At 62.8% G+C, this 18,854-nt stretch carries 17 protein-coding genes; 5 read left to right on the top strand and 12 right to left on the bottom strand.

Translation table 11 applies throughout. The features are described from left to right. Positions 1-7: 7 nt before the first annotated feature. Positions 8-322, bottom strand: a complete 315-nt coding sequence (locus C2L66_RS25465; RefSeq protein ID WP_060605760.1) for a VOC family protein — start codon at positions 320-322, stop codon at positions 8-10. A 165-nt stretch (positions 323-487) separates the two neighbouring features. On the opposite strand from C2L66_RS25465, the gene C2L66_RS25470 reads away from it, so the two are divergent. After that, positions 488-880, top strand: coding sequence for a VOC family protein (locus tag C2L66_RS25470; RefSeq protein WP_054930751.1), 393 nt, complete (start codon positions 488-490; stop codon positions 878-880). Between the two features lie 21 nt (positions 881-901). Here the strand turns inward: C2L66_RS25470 and C2L66_RS25475 are convergent, their stop codons facing one another. Then, positions 902-1,882, bottom strand: coding sequence for an AraC family transcriptional regulator (locus C2L66_RS25475; protein ID WP_060607191.1), 981 nt, complete (start codon positions 1,880-1,882; stop codon positions 902-904). A 368-nt stretch (positions 1,883-2,250) separates the two neighbouring features. On the opposite strand from C2L66_RS25475, the gene C2L66_RS25480 reads away from it, so the two are divergent. Together C2L66_RS25480 and C2L66_RS25485 are read left to right on the top strand one after the other, a co-directional pair. Further along, entirely contained in the window at positions 2,251-3,303 is a 1,053-nt protein-coding gene (locus tag C2L66_RS25480) for an NAD(P)-dependent alcohol dehydrogenase (protein WP_060605759.1), read from the top strand. A gap of 189 nt (positions 3,304-3,492) precedes the next feature. After that, a complete protein-coding gene (locus C2L66_RS25485) occupies positions 3,493-4,452 on the top strand; it encodes a LysR family transcriptional regulator (RefSeq protein WP_054930756.1) in 960 nt (319 codons plus the stop codon). 743 nt (positions 4,453-5,195) lie between these two features. Here the strand turns inward: C2L66_RS25485 and C2L66_RS41805 are convergent. From C2L66_RS41805 to C2L66_RS25520, 7 genes are read right to left on the bottom strand one after another with little or no spacing between them, the layout of a single operon-like run. Beyond that, entirely contained in the window at positions 5,196-5,465 is a 270-nt protein-coding gene (locus tag C2L66_RS41805; protein ID WP_054930757.1) for a hypothetical protein, read from the bottom strand. Between the two features lie 12 nt (positions 5,466-5,477). Further along, on the bottom strand, positions 5,478-5,942 hold the full coding sequence (locus C2L66_RS25495) for a dihydroneopterin aldolase (protein WP_054930758.1): 465 nt from the start codon (positions 5,940-5,942) through the stop codon (positions 5,478-5,480). After that, positions 5,939-6,589, bottom strand: coding sequence for a sarcosine oxidase subunit gamma (locus C2L66_RS25500; protein WP_054930759.1), 651 nt, complete (start codon positions 6,587-6,589; stop codon positions 5,939-5,941). Before C2L66_RS25500 ends, C2L66_RS25495 begins: the two co-directional genes overlap by 4 nt. Then, positions 6,579-9,578: a sarcosine oxidase subunit alpha family protein gene (locus tag C2L66_RS25505; RefSeq protein WP_060605758.1), complete on the bottom strand. Its 3,000-nt coding sequence runs from the start codon at positions 9,576-9,578 to the stop codon at positions 6,579-6,581. Before C2L66_RS25505 ends, C2L66_RS25500 begins: the two co-directional genes overlap by 11 nt. Continuing rightward, positions 9,575-9,874, bottom strand: a complete 300-nt coding sequence (locus tag C2L66_RS25510; protein WP_054930761.1) for a sarcosine oxidase subunit delta — start codon at positions 9,872-9,874, stop codon at positions 9,575-9,577. Before C2L66_RS25510 ends, C2L66_RS25505 begins: the two co-directional genes overlap by 4 nt. Positions 9,875-9,896: 22 nt before the next feature. Next, on the bottom strand, positions 9,897-11,141 hold the full coding sequence (locus C2L66_RS25515) for a sarcosine oxidase subunit beta family protein (protein WP_042313915.1): 1,245 nt from the start codon (positions 11,139-11,141) through the stop codon (positions 9,897-9,899). A 28-nt stretch (positions 11,142-11,169) separates the two neighbouring features. Further along, positions 11,170-12,558 carry an L-serine ammonia-lyase gene (locus tag C2L66_RS25520; RefSeq protein WP_054930762.1) on the bottom strand — a complete coding sequence of 463 codons (1,389 nt, stop codon included), beginning with the start codon at positions 12,556-12,558 and terminating at the stop codon, positions 11,170-11,172. 369 nt (positions 12,559-12,927) lie between these two features. Between C2L66_RS25520 and C2L66_RS25525 the strand changes: the two genes are divergently transcribed. Continuing rightward, positions 12,928-14,013, top strand: a complete 1,086-nt coding sequence (locus tag C2L66_RS25525) for a GlxA family transcriptional regulator (protein ID WP_054930763.1) — start codon at positions 12,928-12,930, stop codon at positions 14,011-14,013. A gap of 112 nt (positions 14,014-14,125) precedes the next feature. Here C2L66_RS25525 and zwf read toward each other — a convergent pair whose 3' ends face one another. The 3 genes from zwf to lhpH all read right to left on the bottom strand — a co-directional run bounded on the left by zwf (position 14,126) and on the right by lhpH (position 17,775). Further along, entirely contained in the window at positions 14,126-15,610 is a 1,485-nt protein-coding gene (gene zwf, locus C2L66_RS25530; protein WP_054930764.1) for a glucose-6-phosphate dehydrogenase, read from the bottom strand. A 217-nt stretch (positions 15,611-15,827) separates the two neighbouring features. After that, the gene (gene lhpI, locus C2L66_RS25535; protein WP_060605757.1) at positions 15,828-16,745 is read right to left on the bottom strand and encodes a bifunctional Delta(1)-pyrroline-2-carboxylate/Delta(1)-piperideine-2-carboxylate reductase; all 918 of its coding nucleotides are present in this window, start codon (positions 16,743-16,745) and stop codon (positions 15,828-15,830) included. Positions 16,746-16,767: 22 nt separating this feature from the next. Then, on the bottom strand, positions 16,768-17,775 hold the full coding sequence (gene lhpH / locus C2L66_RS25540; protein ID WP_060605754.1) for a trans-3-hydroxy-L-proline dehydratase: 1,008 nt from the start codon (positions 17,773-17,775) through the stop codon (positions 16,768-16,770). Positions 17,776-17,971: 196 nt separating this feature from the next. Here lhpH and C2L66_RS25545 point away from each other — a divergent pair, with 196 nt between their 5' ends. Beyond that, complete coding sequence (locus tag C2L66_RS25545; RefSeq protein ID WP_054930767.1) at positions 17,972-18,709, top strand: FadR/GntR family transcriptional regulator; 738 nt, start codon at positions 17,972-17,974, stop codon at positions 18,707-18,709. Positions 18,710-18,854 lie beyond the last annotated feature (145 nt).

The raw sequence follows: 18,854 nt of genomic DNA on the forward strand, positions 1-18,854 counted from the left end.
GGCGCGGTCAGCTTTGCACGGGCACGCCGTAAGTGCTCACGATCCGCCTGTCCTGTTCGGCTGCCGAAAACAGCTCCCATTCGAGCCCGTTGATGTCGACACTGCTCGAATAGCCTTCGACTGCGTCGTCCTCGAAGCCGACATGGCGCAACTGCCCTGCTTTTTCGGGCTTTTCGTTGATCGAGAAGTTGAGCAGATTCGTGCGCCACATCGCATACTGACCCGGCACGACGGCCGAGGGCGCTTGTCCGAGTCGCTCGCTATAGTCGGCAATAGATTCGTCGAGATTGGCGACGGCGAGTGCGATGTGAAAACGCTTCATGACATTGGGCTCCGTGAGTGTTGTTTGCGAGTTTGTCTGCGAGTGCCTTCGGGTGGGCAGCGCAGCCATCGTACTCACCACGCGAAAACATAGCCAGATCAGCAGTCATGCTGGTATCGGCGTTACCTGCCTCGCCGGATCGACACCTGAAAGGAGCCACACCCGATGCTTTCCCACGTATTCATCGGCGTCAACGATTTCGAGCGGGCATTCGCCTTCTATTCGGCGGTACTCGCCGAGTTGGGACTCGCGCTGAAGTTTCGCGAGGAAGACCGGCCTTGGGCGGGATGGATGAAGCCGGGCGTCGCGCGACCGCTGTTTCTCGTCGGCAAGCCGTTCGACGGCGCGCCTGCCGTTGCGGGCAATGGGCAGATGATCGCGCTGCTGGCCGCGGACCGTGCCACCGTCGATCGGGCGCACGCGACTGCACTCGCGCACGGCGCCGCATGCGAAGGGCCGCCTGGACTGCGCCCCGAGTATCACGCGAACTACTACGGCGCGTACTTTCGCGACCTCGAAGGCAATAAATTCTGCGTGTGCTGCCACGACGCCGCGTGACAGCACCGCGCGTGCGCAGCGTCAGTTGGTTGTCACATACTTTGCGACGGCGCGTTGCGGCTGCGGCGGCACGACGGGGTCCAGCGTGCCGCGCATGCGCTTCACTTCATCGACGGGGCTCAACCCGAACAGACGCTTGAATTCGCGGCTGAACTGCGACGCGCTTTCATAGCCGACGCGGGCCGCCGCCGCGCCCGCGTTCAGCCCGTCCTGCACCATCAGCAAACGCGCGTGATGCAGACGCGTGGTCTTCACGTATTGCATTGGCGACGTCGACGTGACGTTCTTGAACTGTGCGTGAAAGACCGCGAGGCTCATGCCCGATTCGCGCGCGAGTGTTTCGACATCGAGATCGCCGTCGTACTCGGTGTGGATGCGGCGCAATGCCTTCGCGATACGGCCGAAGTGATGCTGGTGTGTGAGCGCCGCGCGTATTGCGTTGCCCTGCACGCCCGTCAGCACGCGATAGCAGATTTCACGCACGATCGACGGCGCGAGAATGCGCGCGTCCACCGGCGATACCAGCGCTTCGAGCAGACGCAGCACAGCGTCGCTGAGCGGCTGGTCGAGCGGCGTGGAGTAGATGCCGCGCGGCTCGCTGTCGACGGCGCCGTGGGTTTCGTTGAGCAGCATGAGCAGTTCGGCGACCATCGTGAGATCGACGCGAACCGAAATGCCGAGGAACGGCTCGTCCACGCTCGCCTCCGTCTCGCATTCGAACGGCAGCGGCACGGACAGCACGAGATATTGTTGCGCGTCGTAGATGTACGCGTGGTCGCCGAGGTAGCCGCGCTTGCGGCCCTGACAGACGATCACGATGCTCGGCTCGTACATCACGGGGCGGCGCGGCATCGGGTGATTCGCGCGCAGGAACTTGACGCCTTCGAGCGGCGCGTCCGTCATGCCTTCGGCGGGCGCGAGCGTGCGCAGCAATTCGACCATGCGCTGCTGCGCCGAGCGCTCCGCGAGCGGCGCGCCATTTGAAAGTTTTGTGTCGGACATGATGGAATCCATTCGGCGAAAACATGTGCCGCCAGAGAATATGGCTTGAAATCTAGCATTAAATGGCCTAGAGCGGACGGCACCAGGAGAAATAGGCAAGCCTTCAAGATGTTCAGGTATTCCCTGAGGGGCGCCCGGTCCCTAACATGGGAACCCTGTCGCAAAGCCCGCTTGCTGTCCGCGACACCCCGTCCCGCGCCTCGCACGAGGCCTGCCAACCCGGCGCTGCCGCTTGCATGCAGCGCTAACGCCCATCGGACGGACCAGACGGCGGACATTCCGCGTGCCTCGGCGCGCGACAGATTCAATCGCCGCGCGATCGGCTCGCGCGGCGCCTCGCGCAATTGCATCTACAAGCTGGAGCCCTCATGTCCACGACCTACGCCTATGCCGCAACGGACGCGCAATCGAAACTCGCGCCGTTCGAATTTCAGCGTCGCGACCTGCGCGAACACGATGTACAGATGGAAGTCCTGTTTTGCGGGGTCTGTCATTCGGACCTGCACCAGGCACGCAACGAATGGAAGAACACGATTTTCCCCGTCGTCCCGGGCCATGAGATCGTCGGCCGCGTGACGAACGTTGGGTCGCAGGTGACGAAGTACAAGGTCGGGCAACTGGTCGGCGTGGGTTGTCTGGTCGATTCGTGCCGCACGTGCCCGAGTTGCCAGGAAAGCCTCGAACAGTATTGCGAGAACGGCTTTGTCGGCACGTACAACGGCAACGACAGGCAGACTGGCGCTGTGACCTACGGCGGTTATTCGACGCAACTCGTCGTCGATGAAGACTTCGTGCTGCGCGTGCCGGAGAACCTCGACCCGGCTGGCGTGGCCCCGCTGCTGTGCGCCGGGATCACGCTGTACTCGCCGTTGCGCACGTGGGGTGCGGGGCCGGGCAAGAAGGTCGGCATCGTCGGACTGGGCGGCCTCGGCCACATGGGCGTGAAGCTTGCGCACGCAATGGGCGCGCATGTCGTGCTGTTCACGACGTCGGCATCGAAGATCGAAGACGCGAAGCGCCTCGGCGCGGACGAAGTGGTGATCTCGAAGAACCCGGCGGAGATGGAAGCGCATCTGAACAGCTTCGATCTGATCGTCAGCACGGTCGCGGCGCAGCACGATCTGAATCCGTTCATCAGCCTGTTGAAGCGCGATGGGACGCTGACGCTGGTGGGTGCGCCGGAGCACGATCATCCGTCGCCGCAGGTGTTCAACCTGATCATGAAGCGCCGTCGTCTGGCGGGATCGCTGATCGGCGGCATTGCCGAGACGCAGGAGATGCTGGACTTCTGCGGCAAGCACGGTATCACCTCGGACATCGAGATGATTCAGATGCAGCAGATCAATGAAGCATATGAGCGCATGTTGAAGAGCGATGTGAAGTACCGCTTCGTCATCGATCTCGACTCGCTGCGCAAGTAACGGGCAGCAGGACCCAACCGCTTTACCTCTTCCATCCAGGCCGCGCAGGACGGCGGCCTGTCCCTGCTTCCCGCCTCGCATCCGTCGTTGCATGTGCAGTAGCGGCGCGCTTCCCTACCGGGACGGGGCGCGCCGTGGTGTTTTCCGCTCGTTGTCTTTTTCTGGAATGTCCCGTTTTTGGAGAGTTCCGTGATCGATCGTATCCAGGCGATGCGCACGTTCATGCGTATCGTCGATACCAATAGCTTTACACGCGCCGCCGAGTCGCTCGAGATTCCGCGCGCGACGGCAACAACGATTGTTCAGAACCTGGAAGCGCTGCTGGGCACGACGCTGCTCGTGCGTACGACGCGGCGGTTGAATCTCACGCCCGAAGGGGCTGCCTATTACGAGCGCTGCGCGCAGATTCTTGCTGATATCGATGAGATGGAAGCGACGCTGCGGCAGACGCTCGATAATCCGAGCGGGCGTTTGCGGGTGGAAATGCCTGGGGCGGTGGCGACTTCTATTGTGCTGCCGGCGCTCGATGATTTTCATGAGCGTTATCCGGGGATTGATCTTGCGATTGGTGTGAGTCATCGCAATGTGGATCTGGTCGGTGAGGCTGTTGACTGCAGCATTCAACTTGGCGAGTTGCCGGATTCAGGGCTCGCTGCCAGGCGCCTTGGGACGTTGGAGCATGTGACCTGTGCCAGTCCGGCTTATCTCGAGCGCTATGGGATGCCTGAGACGCTTGACGACCTTTCCGGGCATGTCGCGGTTAATTGCATGTCGATGATTACCGGGCGTGCTGTGGACTTTGATTTTGATGTTGGCGGGAGTCCGCTTACCGTCAAGGTGGATGGGTTTATCAAGGTCAGCGATGAACATGCTTATCTGACTTGCGGGCTGCAAGGGCTTGGGTTGATTCAGCCTGCAAGAATCGCTGCGCAAGCCTTATTGGACAAAGGGTTGCTGCGGGAGGTTTTGCCGCAGTGGAAGCCTGTGCCTATGCCTGTTTCGGTTGCTTATGTGAAAGGGCGGCGAGTGTCGCCGCGGGTCAGGGCTTTTGTCGATTGGCTCGCTGAATTGTTTGAACATCAGGGCCATGTGGAGGCGGATTTGTCACGGGTGAGGATGTTGATGCAAGGCAATTTGCACGTGGCTTGAGGTTTGGTGTTTTTGCCTTTGTGCTGGCATCCGCGAATTGTTAGCTCGCTTCAAGCGTCGCCCCTGTGCGGGGCGGCACCTACTTTTCTTTGCCGCCGCAAAGAAAAGTAGGCAAAAGAAAGCGGCTCACACCGCCAGTGCTTGACGTTTACCCACGGGCCCCCAACGCCCCCATCGTTCACACACCAGCGCCTTGGTTGGTGCCCGTTGCCAACGCTTCGAACAAACGCATCACCCGCTTCAATTACCCGTACCCGGGCCAGCGTCAGCGAATGGTATGTGCCGCCCAGGTGGCAAACTGTGTGTAGGTTGTCGCGTCGTATATCTTGGCGCTCCTACCGGGTGGGATGCATGCGCTATCGGTCTGGAGTGAAGCGTGTGGAGCACCGCGGGCCGACACACAGTTTGCCACCTGGGCGGCGGTGGACTGTCTGGCATGGCGTGCTGAAACGCAGGTGAGTGAAGCAGGTGAGGCGCTCATTCAGAGCGTTGGCAACGAACGTGGGTCACGTGGCTGCCGTGTGAAGTGTAAGAACCTTCGGGGGCCCTCAGGCAAGAACTAGAATTGGCGGTGTGAGCCGCTTTCTTTTGCCTACTTTTCTTTGCGGCGGCAAAGAAAAGTAGGTGCCGCCCCGCACAGGGGCGACGCGTGAAGCACGCTAACAATTCGCGGATGCCGGCGAAAAGCAAAAAACAAAGGCAAAGGCAAAAGCAAAACCAAAAGCAAAAGCAAAAGCAAACCACTACCCCCGCCCACCCCGCCCCGCGCGCAAGCGCGCCTCCCCAACAACTCTAGCCAAGGCATCCGGACTCATCCGCGCAGCAACACCCCTCACATACTCATGATGCCTGGCATCGAGCACCGCCTCGAGATACTGCGCCTGCAGATACCGAATCAAGGCAATCCGCCGATGCCCCAGCGCAATACTCTGCTCGAGCAGAGCAACAGCGGCATCGGCGTCTCCCGCCGCATACACACGTTTGACCAGTTCAGACGTTTGCGCACGCGACATATCAACGGCTCATCAGCGCAAAGCAGAACCGCCACGATGCGCTTCAAAATCGCCCCGCGTCCAGTCCAACTCAACCCCAATCCGCTTCGTGCCCTCACGAATCCTGGGCTTATGCAAAGCAAGCGTAATAGCCTCAAGCGCCGGCCACTCCGCAAACGAAAGCAGCGCAATTTCGACTGCCAAAGTCTCCAGCATCCGCGTATGCGGCTTAACGGAAAGAAACTCACTCACGCGGTTACAGTAACGCTCATAGTCGATCATCGCATGCGCGCCCTCCTCCGAAGGCTCGCAGCAATAAGAAAGACTCGCATCGATCACGACCGGCTGCGCCGCAAGATGCTCATGCGCATGAATGCCGATTCGCGTCGCCACGACAAGCTCATCGACAAACACACGCCAGCCCTTGCCGCGAGCCGCGCCACGCGCATCAGAAGCAGCCCGCACATAAGCCGCCAACGGCTCCTCGAACGGCTTCACGACAGCAGCGGCTCAGCCGCATCGAGCATGATACGAACGAAGTAATCGGCGAAACTGCGACGCACGACGATCTCATACGTATCATCCGCAATGGGCACGAGCACGATCGACGCCTTGAAGTAATGACTCTGCGCACACTGCCCCGCCGCAAGCACGCGCGGATGCAGATCCAGCGGACAGCCACGCGAAATCACGTCACGCACCTTCTCGCCGCTCACTTCGAGCACCGTCCAGCCGCTGCCAATATCCACCGCCGAAGCAAACTGCCCTTGCAGCGCCTCGACCAGCTTATCCTCGGCAACAGGCGCCTGAGGTTGCTGCGATCGCACGAGCCATTCATCGGGCCCGAGCCACAGCACGTCATAGCCATTGCCTCGTACCACGGTATTGGGCCTGGCAGGCGGACGGCAACCCGTCACGCTTTCGACTGCACCGAGAAACGCCGCGTCGCTCACATCGCCCCGCAGATTCACGAGATCGCAAAACGCCTTCTCACGCAGATGAAACTTCTTCGACGGCGCAGCCGCATGCTTCTTCACCAGTTCGCCGACACCCGCCAGCGGCGATTCCTGCCACGGTTGTCCCGCCACCCGGTTCGCGACAGCCGAGGTTGCGCCCGGTGCATTGTTCCTTGCTTCATTCCACATGTTGACGCACTCCTTCGGTGTCGTAGAAAACGGGGCTGGCGATCTTCGCGGCGATCTGCTTGCCGCTCGCCAGCGGAATCGTCACGTTTTGCCCCATCTTGTTCAGGCCGCCCTTGACCACGGCGAGCGCAATCGAACGATTCAGAATCGGGCTGTAGTAGCTCGACGTCACGTGTCCAAGCATCGGCGCCGTCTCGCCCTGGAAGGGACCGGCGACGATCTGGCTGCCCTCTGGAAGCACCAGTTGCGGATCGTCGGTGAGCAGGCCGACAAACTGCTTGCGCCCATCCTTCGCGGTATCCGAGCGTGCGAGCGAGCGACGTCCGAGGAAGTCCTTCGTCTTCGCAACCAGCCCGCCCATGCCGAGATCGTGCGGCGTGATCGAGCCATCCGTATCCTGGCCCACGATGATGTAGCCCTTCTCCGCGCGCAGCACGTGCATCGTTTCCGTACCGTACGGCGTGATATCGAACTCCGCGCCCGCGGCCATCAGCGCTTCCCAGACCGCGCGGCCCATGTTCGCCGGCACGTTCACTTCGTAGGCAAGCTCGCCCGAGAAGCTGATCCGCATCACGCGCGCCTTCACGCCCGCCACCGTGCCGTTGCGATACGACATGAACGGGAACGCCTCGTTGGCGAAGTCGATGTCGCTGCAAATCTTCTGCACGACCTTGCGGCTCTTCGGACCGACGACGGCGAACGTCGCCCAGTGATCCGTGACCGACGCGAGGCGCACCTTCATGTCCGGCCATTCCGTCTGCAGCCAGCGCTCCATCCACGTCAGCACGCGCGCCGCGCCGCCCGTCGTGGTCGTCATCATGAAGTGCTGGTCGGCGAGGCGCACGGTCACGCCGTCGTCGAACACCATGCCGTTTTCATCGAGCATCAGGCCATAGCGGCACTTGCCGACTTCGAGCTTGCTCCACGGATTCGTGTACATCCAGTTCAGCAGCTTCGCCGCGTCAGGTCCCTGAATGTCGATCTTGCCGAGCGTCGACGCATCGAGAATGCCGACGCTGTTGCGCACCGCGAGGCATTCGCGCTTCACGGCCGCGTGCAGATCTTCACCGCTCTTCGGAAAGTACCAGGGCCGCTTCCAGTTGCCGACGTCCTCGAACATCGCGCCGTTTTCGACGTGCCATTCGTGCACGGCCGTCTTGCGGATCGGATCGAGCAGATCGCCGAGTTCGCGGCCCGCGAACGTGCCGAAACTCACGGGTGTGTAGTTCGGACGGAACGTGGTCGTGCCCGTTTCGGGAATCGTCTTGCCGAGCGCATCGGCGAGAATCGCCATGCCGTTGATGTTGCCGAGCTTGCCCTGATCGGTGCCGAAGCCCATCGCCGTGTAGCGCTTCACGTGTTCGACGGATTCGAAGCCTTCGCGCGCCGCCAGCAGAATGTCCGCCGCCGACACGTCGTTTTGGAAATCGACGAACTGCTTCGGGCCGCGCGCCGCTTCCGTACGGCTGCCGACAAGCCACAACGGCTGCAACGGCGACTCGGCGACTTCCGCGGCCTGCGGCACTTGCACACGCGTGACCGCGTAACCGATCGACTTCACCGCTTCGACGCCCGCGTCGACGGCGAGACGCAGACCGCGCGCCAGGCTGAATTCGCCCGCCGCCGCGCCGATGCTCGTCTCCGGCTGCATGCCCTTGCCCGGCACGAAGCACGCCTTCGTGTCGTTCCAGTGCGCCTTGCCGCCCGATTGCGCGAACAGATGCAGCACGGGGCTGTAGCCGCCCGACATCGCGACGAGATCGCACGGAAGATCGGCCTGCTTCGCGCCCGTCTTGCCGTTCGCATACGCGACCACTTCGACCGACGTGACGCGCAGCTTGCCGTGCGCCGTCATCACGGCTGCGTTGTTCATGATCTTCACGCCATGACGCCGCGCCGCTGCCTGCAATGCGCCGTTGCCCTGTGCACGCGGATCGACGACCGTCACGCTAGCGCCGCACGCCTTCATGTCGAGCGCGCACTGATAGCCCGCGTCGTTGTTCGTGAACACCACGGCGTTACGGCCGGGCAGCACGCCAAAGCGATGAATGTACGTCGAGACCGCCGACGCCATCATCACGCCAGGCAGATCGTTATTGCCGAACACGATGGGACGTTCGTGCGCGCCCGTCGCGAGAATCACGCGCTTCGCGCGGATCTTCCACAGCAGCTCGCGCGTGCCCTTGCGCATCGACACGGGCAGATGATCCGTCAGGCGCTGCGTCACCGTGACGAGGTTGTGGTCCTGATAACCGAACGCCGTGCTGCGCGACAGGATCGTCACATCCGCCATGCGCGACAGTTCCGCTTCGATCTTCTCGACCCAGCTCAGCGCCGCACGTCCGTCGATCTCCGTCTTGCTCGACAGCAGGCTGCCGCCGAGTTCGCGCTGATCGTCGACGAGAATCACGCGCGCGCCGCTCACGGCCGCCGCGTGCGCCGCTGCCAGACCCGTCGGGCCGCCGCCGACCACCAGCACGTCGCAATGCGCGTAGCACTTGTCGTAGCGGTCGGCGTCGAGCACTTCGGGCGCCTTGCCGAGACCCGCCGCTTCACGAATTTTCTCTTCGTACTTCGGCCAGAACTTTGCCGGCCACATGAATGTCTTGTAGTAGAAGCCCGCGGGCATGAAGCGCGAGAACTTCTGATTGATCGCCATGCGGTCATGCTCGAGATTCGGCTCGGCATTCACGCTGGTCGCGACAAGTCCCTGATACAACTCGATTTCCGTGGCACGTGCATTCGGCACCGTGTATGCGCCGCGCTCCAGTTGCACGACGGCATTCGGTTCCGCGACGTCAGCCGTGACGATGCCGCGCGGGCGGTGATACTTGAAGCTGCGCGCGACGAAGTGCACGCCGTTGGCGAGCAGCGCCGACGCCAGCGTGTCGCCCTGAAAGCCCTGATACGTGCGCCCGTTGAACGTGAAGGTCAGCGGAATCGCGCGGTTGATGCGCCCACCGGCGCCGAGGCGGTTCTTCTGGCTCATTGCTTGTTGCCCCCTTGTGCGTCGGCGGACGTGTTGCCCGTCTTGAACGTGTCGTAACCTTGAATCTCATAGGAGACGGTGTCGCGCGTCGCCATGAACCAGCGCCGGCAACCCTGCGTGTGCAGCCATTGCTCGCGATGCACGCCGCGCGGGTTCTTGCGCATGAACAGGTAGTCGCCCCATTCCTTGTCGGTGAGCTTGTCGGTGTCGAGCGGACGTGCAATATCGGCTTCGCCGCCGCAGCTAAATTCGGATTCGGCGCGCGGCCCGCACCACGGGCATTCGATTGTCAGCATGATGATTTTCCGGTGTGTGCGTTTAGTGAGCCACGGCAGCGGCGCCGTGTTCGTCGATCAGATGGCCGGTATAGAAGCGGTCCAGCGAGAACGCCGCGTTCAGCGGATGCGGTTCATCGTTGGCGATGGTGTGCGCGAACACCCAGCCCGAGCCCGGCGTCGCCTTGAAGCCGCCCGTGCCCCAGCCGCAGTTGAAGTACAGACCCTTCACGTCGGTCTTGCTGATGATCGGGCACGCGTCCGGCGACACGTCGACGATGCCACCCCACTGGCGGTTCATCCGCACGCGCGAGAACACCGGGAACATTTCGACGATGGCCTGCAGCGTGCCTTCGATAATGTGGAAGCTGCCGCGCTGCCCAAAGCCCGTGTACTGGTCGACGCCCGCGCCGATCACCAGGTCGCCCTTGTCGGACTGGCTGATGTAAGCGTGCACCGCGTTCGACATGATCACCGAGTTGACGACGGGCTTGATCGGCTCGGACACCAGCGCCTGCAGCGGATGGCTTTCGAGCGGCAGGCGGATGCCCGCCATGTCGGCGAGCGTCGTCGTGTTGCCCGCTGCGACGACGGCGACTTTCTTCGCCTTGATGAAGCCCTTGACCGTATCGACGCCCGTCACGCGGCCGCCGTCGCGGCGAATGCCCGTCACCTGGCAGTTCTGGATGATGTCGACGCCCGCCTGATCCGCGCCGCGTGCGAAGCCCCACGCCACGGCATCGTGACGCGCGACGCCCGCACGGCGTTGAATCGAAGCGCCGAGCACGGGATAGCGGCTATTCAGGTTGATGGTCGGCTCGATTTCCTTGATCTGCTCGGGCGTGAGGAACTCGGCATCGACGCCGTTCAGCCGGTTAGCATTCACGCGCCGCTCGGTGTCGCGCACGTCCTGGAGCGTGTGTGCGAGATTCAGCACGCCGCGCTGCGAGAACATCACGTTGTAGTTGAGGTCCTGCGACAAGCCTTCCCACAGCTTCATCGCCTTCTCGTACAGCGCCGCCGATTCGTCCCACAGATAGTTCGAACGCACGATGGTCGTGTTGCGCGCCGTGTTGCCGCCGCCGATCCAGCCTTTCTCCAGAATCGCGACGTTCTTCACGCCGTGTTCCTTCGCGAGGTAATACGCGGTCGCAAGACCATGCCCGCCGCCGCCGACGATCACGACGTCGTATTCCTTCTTCGGTTCCGGGCTTCTCCACTGTCGCTCCCAGTTCTCGTGATACGACAACCCGTTGCGGAACAGACTGAATATCGAATAGCGGCTCATCTTGCAGACCCCTTGTTGCTCGTTACCATTAACATTCGATGACGTTCACGGCGAGACCACCGCGCGACGTCTCCTTGTATTTCGTTTTCATATCGGCGCCCGTTTCGCGCATCGTCTTGATGACGTTGTCGAGCGTCACGTAGTGCTGGCCGTCGCCCTTGAGCGCCATGCGCGATGCGTTCAGCGCCTTGATCGCGCCCATCGCATTGCGCTCGATGCACGGAATCTGCACGAGGCCGCCGACCGGGTCGCACGTCATGCCCAGGTTGTGCTCCATGCCGATTTCGGCGGCGTTCTCGACTTGTGTCGGCGTGCCGCCCATCACGGCCGCGAGCGCCGCCGCCGCCATCGAGCACGCGACGCCCACTTCGCCCTGGCAGCCCACTTCCGCGCCCGAGATCGACGCCGTTTCCTTGTAGATGATGCCGATCGCCGCCGCCGTCAGCAGGAAGTCGACGATGCCGTTTTCGTTCGAGCCCGGCACGAACTTCACGTAGTAGTGCAGCACGGCGGGAATCACGCCCGCCGCGCCGTTGGTCGGCGCGGTGACCACGCGGCCGCCGGCGGCGTTCTCTTCGTTGACGGCCATCGCGTACAGATTGACCCAGTCGAGCATCGACAGCGGATCGCGCAGCGACTCTTCCGAACGCGTGCGCAGTTGCACGGTGAGATCGGCGGCGCGGCGCTTCACGCGCATCGGGCCGGGCAGTTCGCCGTGCATCTTGCAGCCGCGTTCGACGCATGCGGCCATCGTGCGCCAGATGGTCAGCAGGCCTTCGCGCACGTCTTCCGGGGCACGCGACGCGCATTCGTTGGCGAACGTCACCTGCGCCACCGACAGGCCGCTTTCGCGGCACACGCGCATCAGATCGTCGCCCGTGCGGAACGGATACGGGACCTCGCCGCCCGCGCGCACCCCGTTCACGCGATCGCCTTCGCGATTCACAACAAAGCCGCCGCCGACCGAGTAATACTCTTTTTCGACCAGCAACTGGCCGTTCTCGTCGAACGCCTGGAAGCGCATGCCGTTGGGATGCACCACGCTGCCCGTGCCGCTCATCAGGCGGCGGAAGAACGCGATGTGCTCTTTTTCGTCGAAGGCGATCTCGTGTTTGCCGAGCAGCGCCAGGCGCTTGCCCTTGCGGATATCGGCGAGGCGCGGCTCGATCAGATCGGGGTCGATGGTGTCGGGAAGATGGCCTTCGAGGCCGAGCAGCACGGCCTTGTCGGTGCCGTGGCCCTTGCCCGTCGCGCCGAGCGAGCCGTACAGCTCGACTTTCACGCGGCGCACGAACGCGAGCAGGTTCGCGTCCTCGATATGCGAAGCGAAGCGGCAGGCGGCGATCATCGGGCCGACCGTGTGCGAACTGGATGGGCCGATGCCGATCTTGAACAGGTCGAAAACGCTGACGTTCATGGAAACCTTGCTCAGTTGAATGGGTGCGCTGCGTGGTTTGCGCAGTGACGCCAGTACACCAAAGCGTAAAATCGGCCGATAGAACAAAAACGGCATCGACGTGGGATGGCGACGCCAGATGGCGCCCGGACTTCGTTTCTCCGCAACTCAGTGACGGAAAAACGCAAGTCCAGTGCGGGCCGAGCGTGCCGGAGCCCAAGCCACATGGGGATGAACGCGCTTCGCATCAGCGCAAGTCGGTGTCGGAAAAGGACAAGAGACGCAGGCGCGAATCGGCGACGCTAGGGTTATGCCGCGTGCGGGCGCGTTTGGGTTTGGTTTTTCTGTTTTCAGTCGATTGAACTTGCTGGACCACTGCGCCATCGCGCCATGACCATCGTCGATTCGCTACCGTTGACTTCCATCGATGCGCTGCCCAAGGAGCGCATCCGCTTCGGCATCGTCCTGCTGCCGAACTTCACGCTGACGGCGTTCTCCGGCTTCGTCGACATGCTGCGCCTGTCCGCCGACGAAGGCGACTACAGCAAGCCCGTACGCTGCTCGTGGAGCGTGATCGGCGACACGCTCGCACCCGTGCGCGCGAGTTGCGGCATCCAGATCACGCCGTGGGAAACCTTCGCCGATGCGGAGCCGTTCGACTATGTGGTCGTGGTCGGCGGACTGTTGCATTCGGGGCCGCAGGCGAACGACGAGACCTTGCAGTTCATTCGCGCCGCGGCGCGCGGGAACACGACGCTGGTCGGCATTTGCACGGGCGTGTTCGCGTTGATGCGCGCGGGCGTGCTCGACGAGCACCGGATTTGCGTGAGCTGGTTTCACTACTGGGATTTCGTCGAGCGCTTTCCTTCCGTCAATCCGGATGCGCTGATCGCGGACCGGCTGTTCGTGATCGACCGTCGACGGATTACGTGTTCGGGCGGACGGGCTTCGATCGATGTGGCAGCGGCAATTTTGCTGCGTCACTTCGAGACGGCGACCGTGCAGAAGGCGCTGCGGATTCTGCTGGTCGGCGAAATGCAGAAAGGCAATGCGCCGCAGCCGCATCCGCCCGGGCTGGAGCCGGCGACCCATCCGAAGGTCAAGCGCGCGATTCTGCTGATGGAGCAGCATGTCGGGCGCACGCTGCCGCTGGAGGAACTGGCTTGCAAGCTGGATCTGTCGCCGCGTCAGCTGGAGCGGCTGTTCAAGGCGGAGACGGGGAAGAGCCCGCAGGCGTTTGCGAAGCAGGTTCGGTTGAGGACGGCGGCCTGGTTGCTGACGAGTTCGGACAGGACGGTGGCGGATATTGCTTCGAGTTGCGGGTTTTCCGATGCTTCGCACCTGGGGCGCGAGTTCAGGAAGGAGTTTGGGATGCCGCCGGTGATGTTCAGAGAGCAGCGCGGGGGAACGCCCGTTGAGGGGGACGCGGCGGTGGCTTATGAGGAGACGTTTCCGGGGAGAGTGGATGTGTTTTGAGGGCAGCACGCTCCCCATAGAGTCGGAAACGCGCTGCGCTTTTTCCTTATTTCGATAACCCCGCGCGAACGCTGAAAACAAAAAGGCGGACCTGTGGTCCGCCTTCGTTATCTTACGACTCCTCCGACCAAACCATATTATCCCGCGCCATCATCGCCGTCGAAGCCCCCGGCCCGAAGGTCCCGGCCGTATAAGCTCTCGGCTTGTCACCATTACGCTTCCACGCTTCGATGATGGGATCGACCCACGTCCATGCCGCTTCCAGTTCATCGCGGCGCATGAAGTGAGTGAGCCTGCCGCGCACGACGTCGATCAACAGGCGCTCATACGCTTCCGCGCGACGGCTCGTGAACGCCTGCTCCAGATCGAGATTCAGATTCACGGGCAACGTGCGCATCCCGCTGCCCGGCTCCTTGGCAAGCATCTGCAACTGGATCGACTCATTCGGCTGCAACTGGATCACCAACCGGTTCCCGCAATTACGCGGGCCACAAGGACTGTTCGGCATGATCGAAAACGGCAGATCCGCAAACTCGATCACGATCTCCGACAGCTTCTTCGCCATCCGTTTGCCCGTGCGCAGATAGAACGGCACATTCGCCCAGCGCCAGTTGTTGATATGCGCGCGCAACGCGACGAAGGTTTCCGCGCGGCTATCGGCGGGCACGTTCGCTTCTTCCAGGTATCCCTTCACCGGCTCGCCGCCGACAGCGCCCGCCGTGTACTGCCCACGCACCGTATCGCGCGAGATGTCCTCGGCCGTCATCGGACGCAGCGAGCGCAGCACTTTCAGCTTTTCGTCGCGCACGGCATCGGCGTCGAGCGATACGGGCGGCTCCATCGCGACGATGCACAGCAGTTGCAGCAAGTGGTTCTGCACCATGTCGCGCATCGCGCCCGTATGGTCGTAGAAGCCCGCGCGCGTGCCCACGCCGACCGACTCCGCCACCGTGATCTGCACGCTGCGGATATACGGCGCCTGCCACAGCGGCCCGAAGATCGCGTTGCCGAAGCGCAGCACCATCAGGTTCTGCACCGTCTCCTTGCCGAGATAGTGGTCGATCCGGTAGATCTGATGCTCGGAGAAATGCTTGCCGACGGAATCGTTGATCGCCTGCGCGGACGCCAGATCGTGACCGAGCGGTTTTTCGAGCACGACGCGCGAATGCTCGTCGAGCAGACCGTGCGACGAGAGGTTGTCGCAAATCGTCGTGAACAGTTCCGGCGACGTCGACAGATAGAACACGCGCAGCGCGTTCGGGCGCGATGCCTCGGCAAGACGCTCGTAGTCGCCGGCCTGGTCGACATCGACACGCACGTATTCGAACAGCGACAGGAAGCGGTCCCAGGCGGACGCATCGAACGCGCCCGATTCGATGAACGGACGGCTCTGCTCGTCCATCCATTTCAGATAGTCGTCACGCCCCCATTCGCGGCGGCCGATCGCGAGAATGCGCGTTTCGGGCGGCAAATTTCCGTGCGTGTGCGCCATATACAGCGCGGGCAGCAGCTTGCGGGCTGACAGGTCGCCGGCGCCGCCGAAAATGATCATGTCGAGCGGGCGGTCCGGCGAAGCAGGAGCGGTGGAAGTCGTCATAGCGCGGTCGCAAAAATTAACTGCTGGGAAAAACGCAAGCCCGTCCGGACTCACCTTTCAGGCGGCGCTGAAATCGGGCAGGTTTGCGCGAGACGACTATGTTGCAACGTTTTAGGATTGTTTGCACGCTTGCTGTCGTGACACGGCACGGACGTTCGTTCCGCTTCCTCCCTTACCCGGGCGGCGACGGAGAAGAACCCTGCGAGGCCTCAACCACTCAACCCGCGCCCAGCGCCGCCCGCGCGACACGCCCGGCCGCCAGATCCCATGCCGCGCAACCGACCGTCTTGAAGACGATGGGCGTATCGAACGATGGCTGGCTCGCCAGCGCGCCCTCGATGCCCGTCACCGTCGACCAGTCGATCCCAGCCTGGATGAAGTCCCCCGCTTCGTGCCTTGCGCCCGCGAGATCGTCGGCATAGAGCGTGCTGCCCGCAAGCGTGCGCGCGCCGATCTCGCACATCTGCGGAGTAAATGCACCGACGCCGATCACCAGCCGCCCGGCGCGCGGTGCTTCGTCGTAGACGGCCTGCCGGCTCGTCGTCAGCGCGATCACGGTATCGACGGAATCGGGAATCGCCGCGCCGCTCAAGGCTTGCAGATCGCGCACCGTGTCGCGCTGCGCATCGCAGAACGCCTGCGCCCGCGCCGCCGACGTGCCCAGCACACGCACGCGCGCCTGCGGATACAACTCGCCGATTGCCCGCAGATGGCTCGCGGCCTGCGTGCCCGTGCCGATCAGCAGAATGTCGTTCGGTGCGCCGCGCGACAGCGTCTCGATGCCGAGCATCGACATCGCGGCCGTGCGGCGTCCCGTGACGGTCGGACCGTCGAGAATGAACAGCGTCTTGCCCGTGTCGGGATCGAACGCCATCACCTGGCCGTGGATGGTCGGCAGCGCGCGCTCGCCATTGCGCGGGCAGACGTTGACGAGCTTGTGGATGGCGAGATCGCGTGCCGCGGCGGGCATCGACAGCATGATGCCGTCGTCGTTCAGCGGCACGACCAGCCGCTCGGGGCTCGCGACGCGTCCGGCCGCGTAGTCGGCGGCGGCTGTCTTCAGCGCGTCCACGAGCGCGCGAAACGGAATCAGGCGCGCCGTGCCGGCGGCGTCGAAAATCGGCGTGCTGCTCATGTCGGGGTTGCTCCTTGCGCGTTCAGCGCACCAGAAAGCCATACGTCAGCGGATCGCGCTCGTCGACGAGCCAGTTCGCGAAACCGCAAATATGCGCGTCGCCTTCGATCTCCGGAATCACGGCGTCGAAGCGGTCGAGCTTCGTCTCGGACAGCACACGCCCGCGAAACACCGTGCCGATGATCGATTCGTTGACAAGCGTCTCGTCCTTGCGCAGTTGCCCGCGCAGATATAGTTGCGCGACGCGCCCCGCCGTGCCCGAGCCCGTCGGCGAGCGGTCCACTTCGCGGTCGGCGAACACGCAGCAATTGGCCTGCGTGGAGCCCGCGTGACGCGGCGCGTTGTCGATGATGGTGCCGTAGATGTGATTGATCTCGGGGATCTGCGGATGCTGAACCTTGAACGCCTCGTTCGCCGCGCGCTTCACTTCGGCGCCGAACTGGATCAGGCGGTCCACGTGGTCTTCGCGCACATCGAGTCCGAACGGTTCGCCCGATGTGTAGAAGTAAAACGCGCCGCCGAACGCGATATCGCCGCGCACGGTGCCGAAGCTGGGCGTCTCGACGCTCACGTCGCGCAGCCAGATAAACGACGGCACGTTGACGAAGCGCACGCTGCCGGCGTGATCGCCGTCCCATTTGACGAACGCTTCGATGAAGCCGCAAGGCGCATCGATGCCGACGCGCGTTTCCGGCTCTGTGCGCTCGACCCACCCGAGCGAGACGGCCGTTGTTGCCAGCGCGATCACGCCGTGGCCGCAATGGTCGCTATAGCCCTCGTTATGAACGAAGATGATGCCGAAGTCCGCGCCTTCCGTGACGGGATCGGTCAGATAGCCGCCGTACATGTCGGCGTGGCCGCGCGGCTCCAGCATCAGCGCGCGGCGCAGATGATCGGCGTGCTCCTTGAGCCACGCGCGCCGCTCGACGATGGTCTTGCCGGGCATCTTCGGCAGCCCGCTCGTGACGATACGAAACGGTTCGCCGCCCGTGTGCACTTCGACCGTGCTGATCATGCGGTTCAGCTTCATGATGCGTTCGATCCTCGCAAGAAAGCTTCGGGCCGTTGCTGGTTCAACATATCGTCTCGCTCCATCGTCTTTGTCTTATACTGGATCGAAATGTAGACCAGCTTTGGTTGTCGATCAACCAGTTTCAAAATTTATCCTGCAGACTGGTTTGAAGCCAGTCCACATTCTGTTGTCATTTGTCGCACGGTACGCATTCATGGCCTCGACCTCATTCGCACTGGAACGCGCGTTTCGCCCGAAGCAGATTTACGAGCAGGTCGCGGAGCGCATGCGCGGCGAGATTCGCAGCGGGCAGTTCGCGCCTGAAGCGCGATTGCCGTCGGAGCGCGATCTGGCGGCGCGGTTCGGCGTCGGGCGGCCTGCCGTGCGGGAGGCGCTGGGCGCGTTGCAGAACGAGGGCTTGGTCGTGACGCGGCGCAATTCGGGGACTTACGTCTGCGCGGACGCGTTGCAGCGGTTGGCGGCGGCGCCTGCTGCTGGCGAGATGCCGGGTGATGCCGACTTCAGCCCTACGTCGGCGCTCGATGTTCGTCTGATCCTGGAGCCTGCGATAGCGCGCCGCGCGGCCGCGAATGCCCAGCGTGACGAGCTTGCCGAGCACTATCTTGCGCAGATGGATTCGATCGACGATGTCTCCGATGGCGTGCAGCGCGCGCTATGGAACGATAGCGATCGTTTGTTTCATCGGCAGTTGGCGGTGATGACGGGCGATGCCCTGCTCGTCAAGATCGCCGACGAAGTGGCGAAGGCTATGGATCAGCCTTTGTGGAAACGGCTCAAAGATGACGGGATTCATGATCCTGGGCGGATCAGGCTTTATGTGTCCGAGCATCGGTTGATCTATGAGGCTATCGTGGATGGGGATGCCGAGGCGGCTGCGTTTTATGTCGAGCAGCACATCAGGAGAGTGCGGAGGGATATCGCGCCTAAGTAGGTTTTTTTGTCTGTCTGGCGACGCTGGGTGGTTTGCTTGTGTTTTGCGCTGGCATCCGCGGTTTGGTTTCGTGGTTTATGCTTCGCCGTTCGGTGTTCCGGGTTTTGCGCTGGCATCCGCGATTCGTTAGCTCGCTTCACGCGTC

Source organism: Paraburkholderia caribensis, from assembly GCF_002902945.1.
Lineage (GTDB): Bacteria > Pseudomonadota > Gammaproteobacteria > Burkholderiales > Burkholderiaceae > Paraburkholderia > Paraburkholderia caribensis.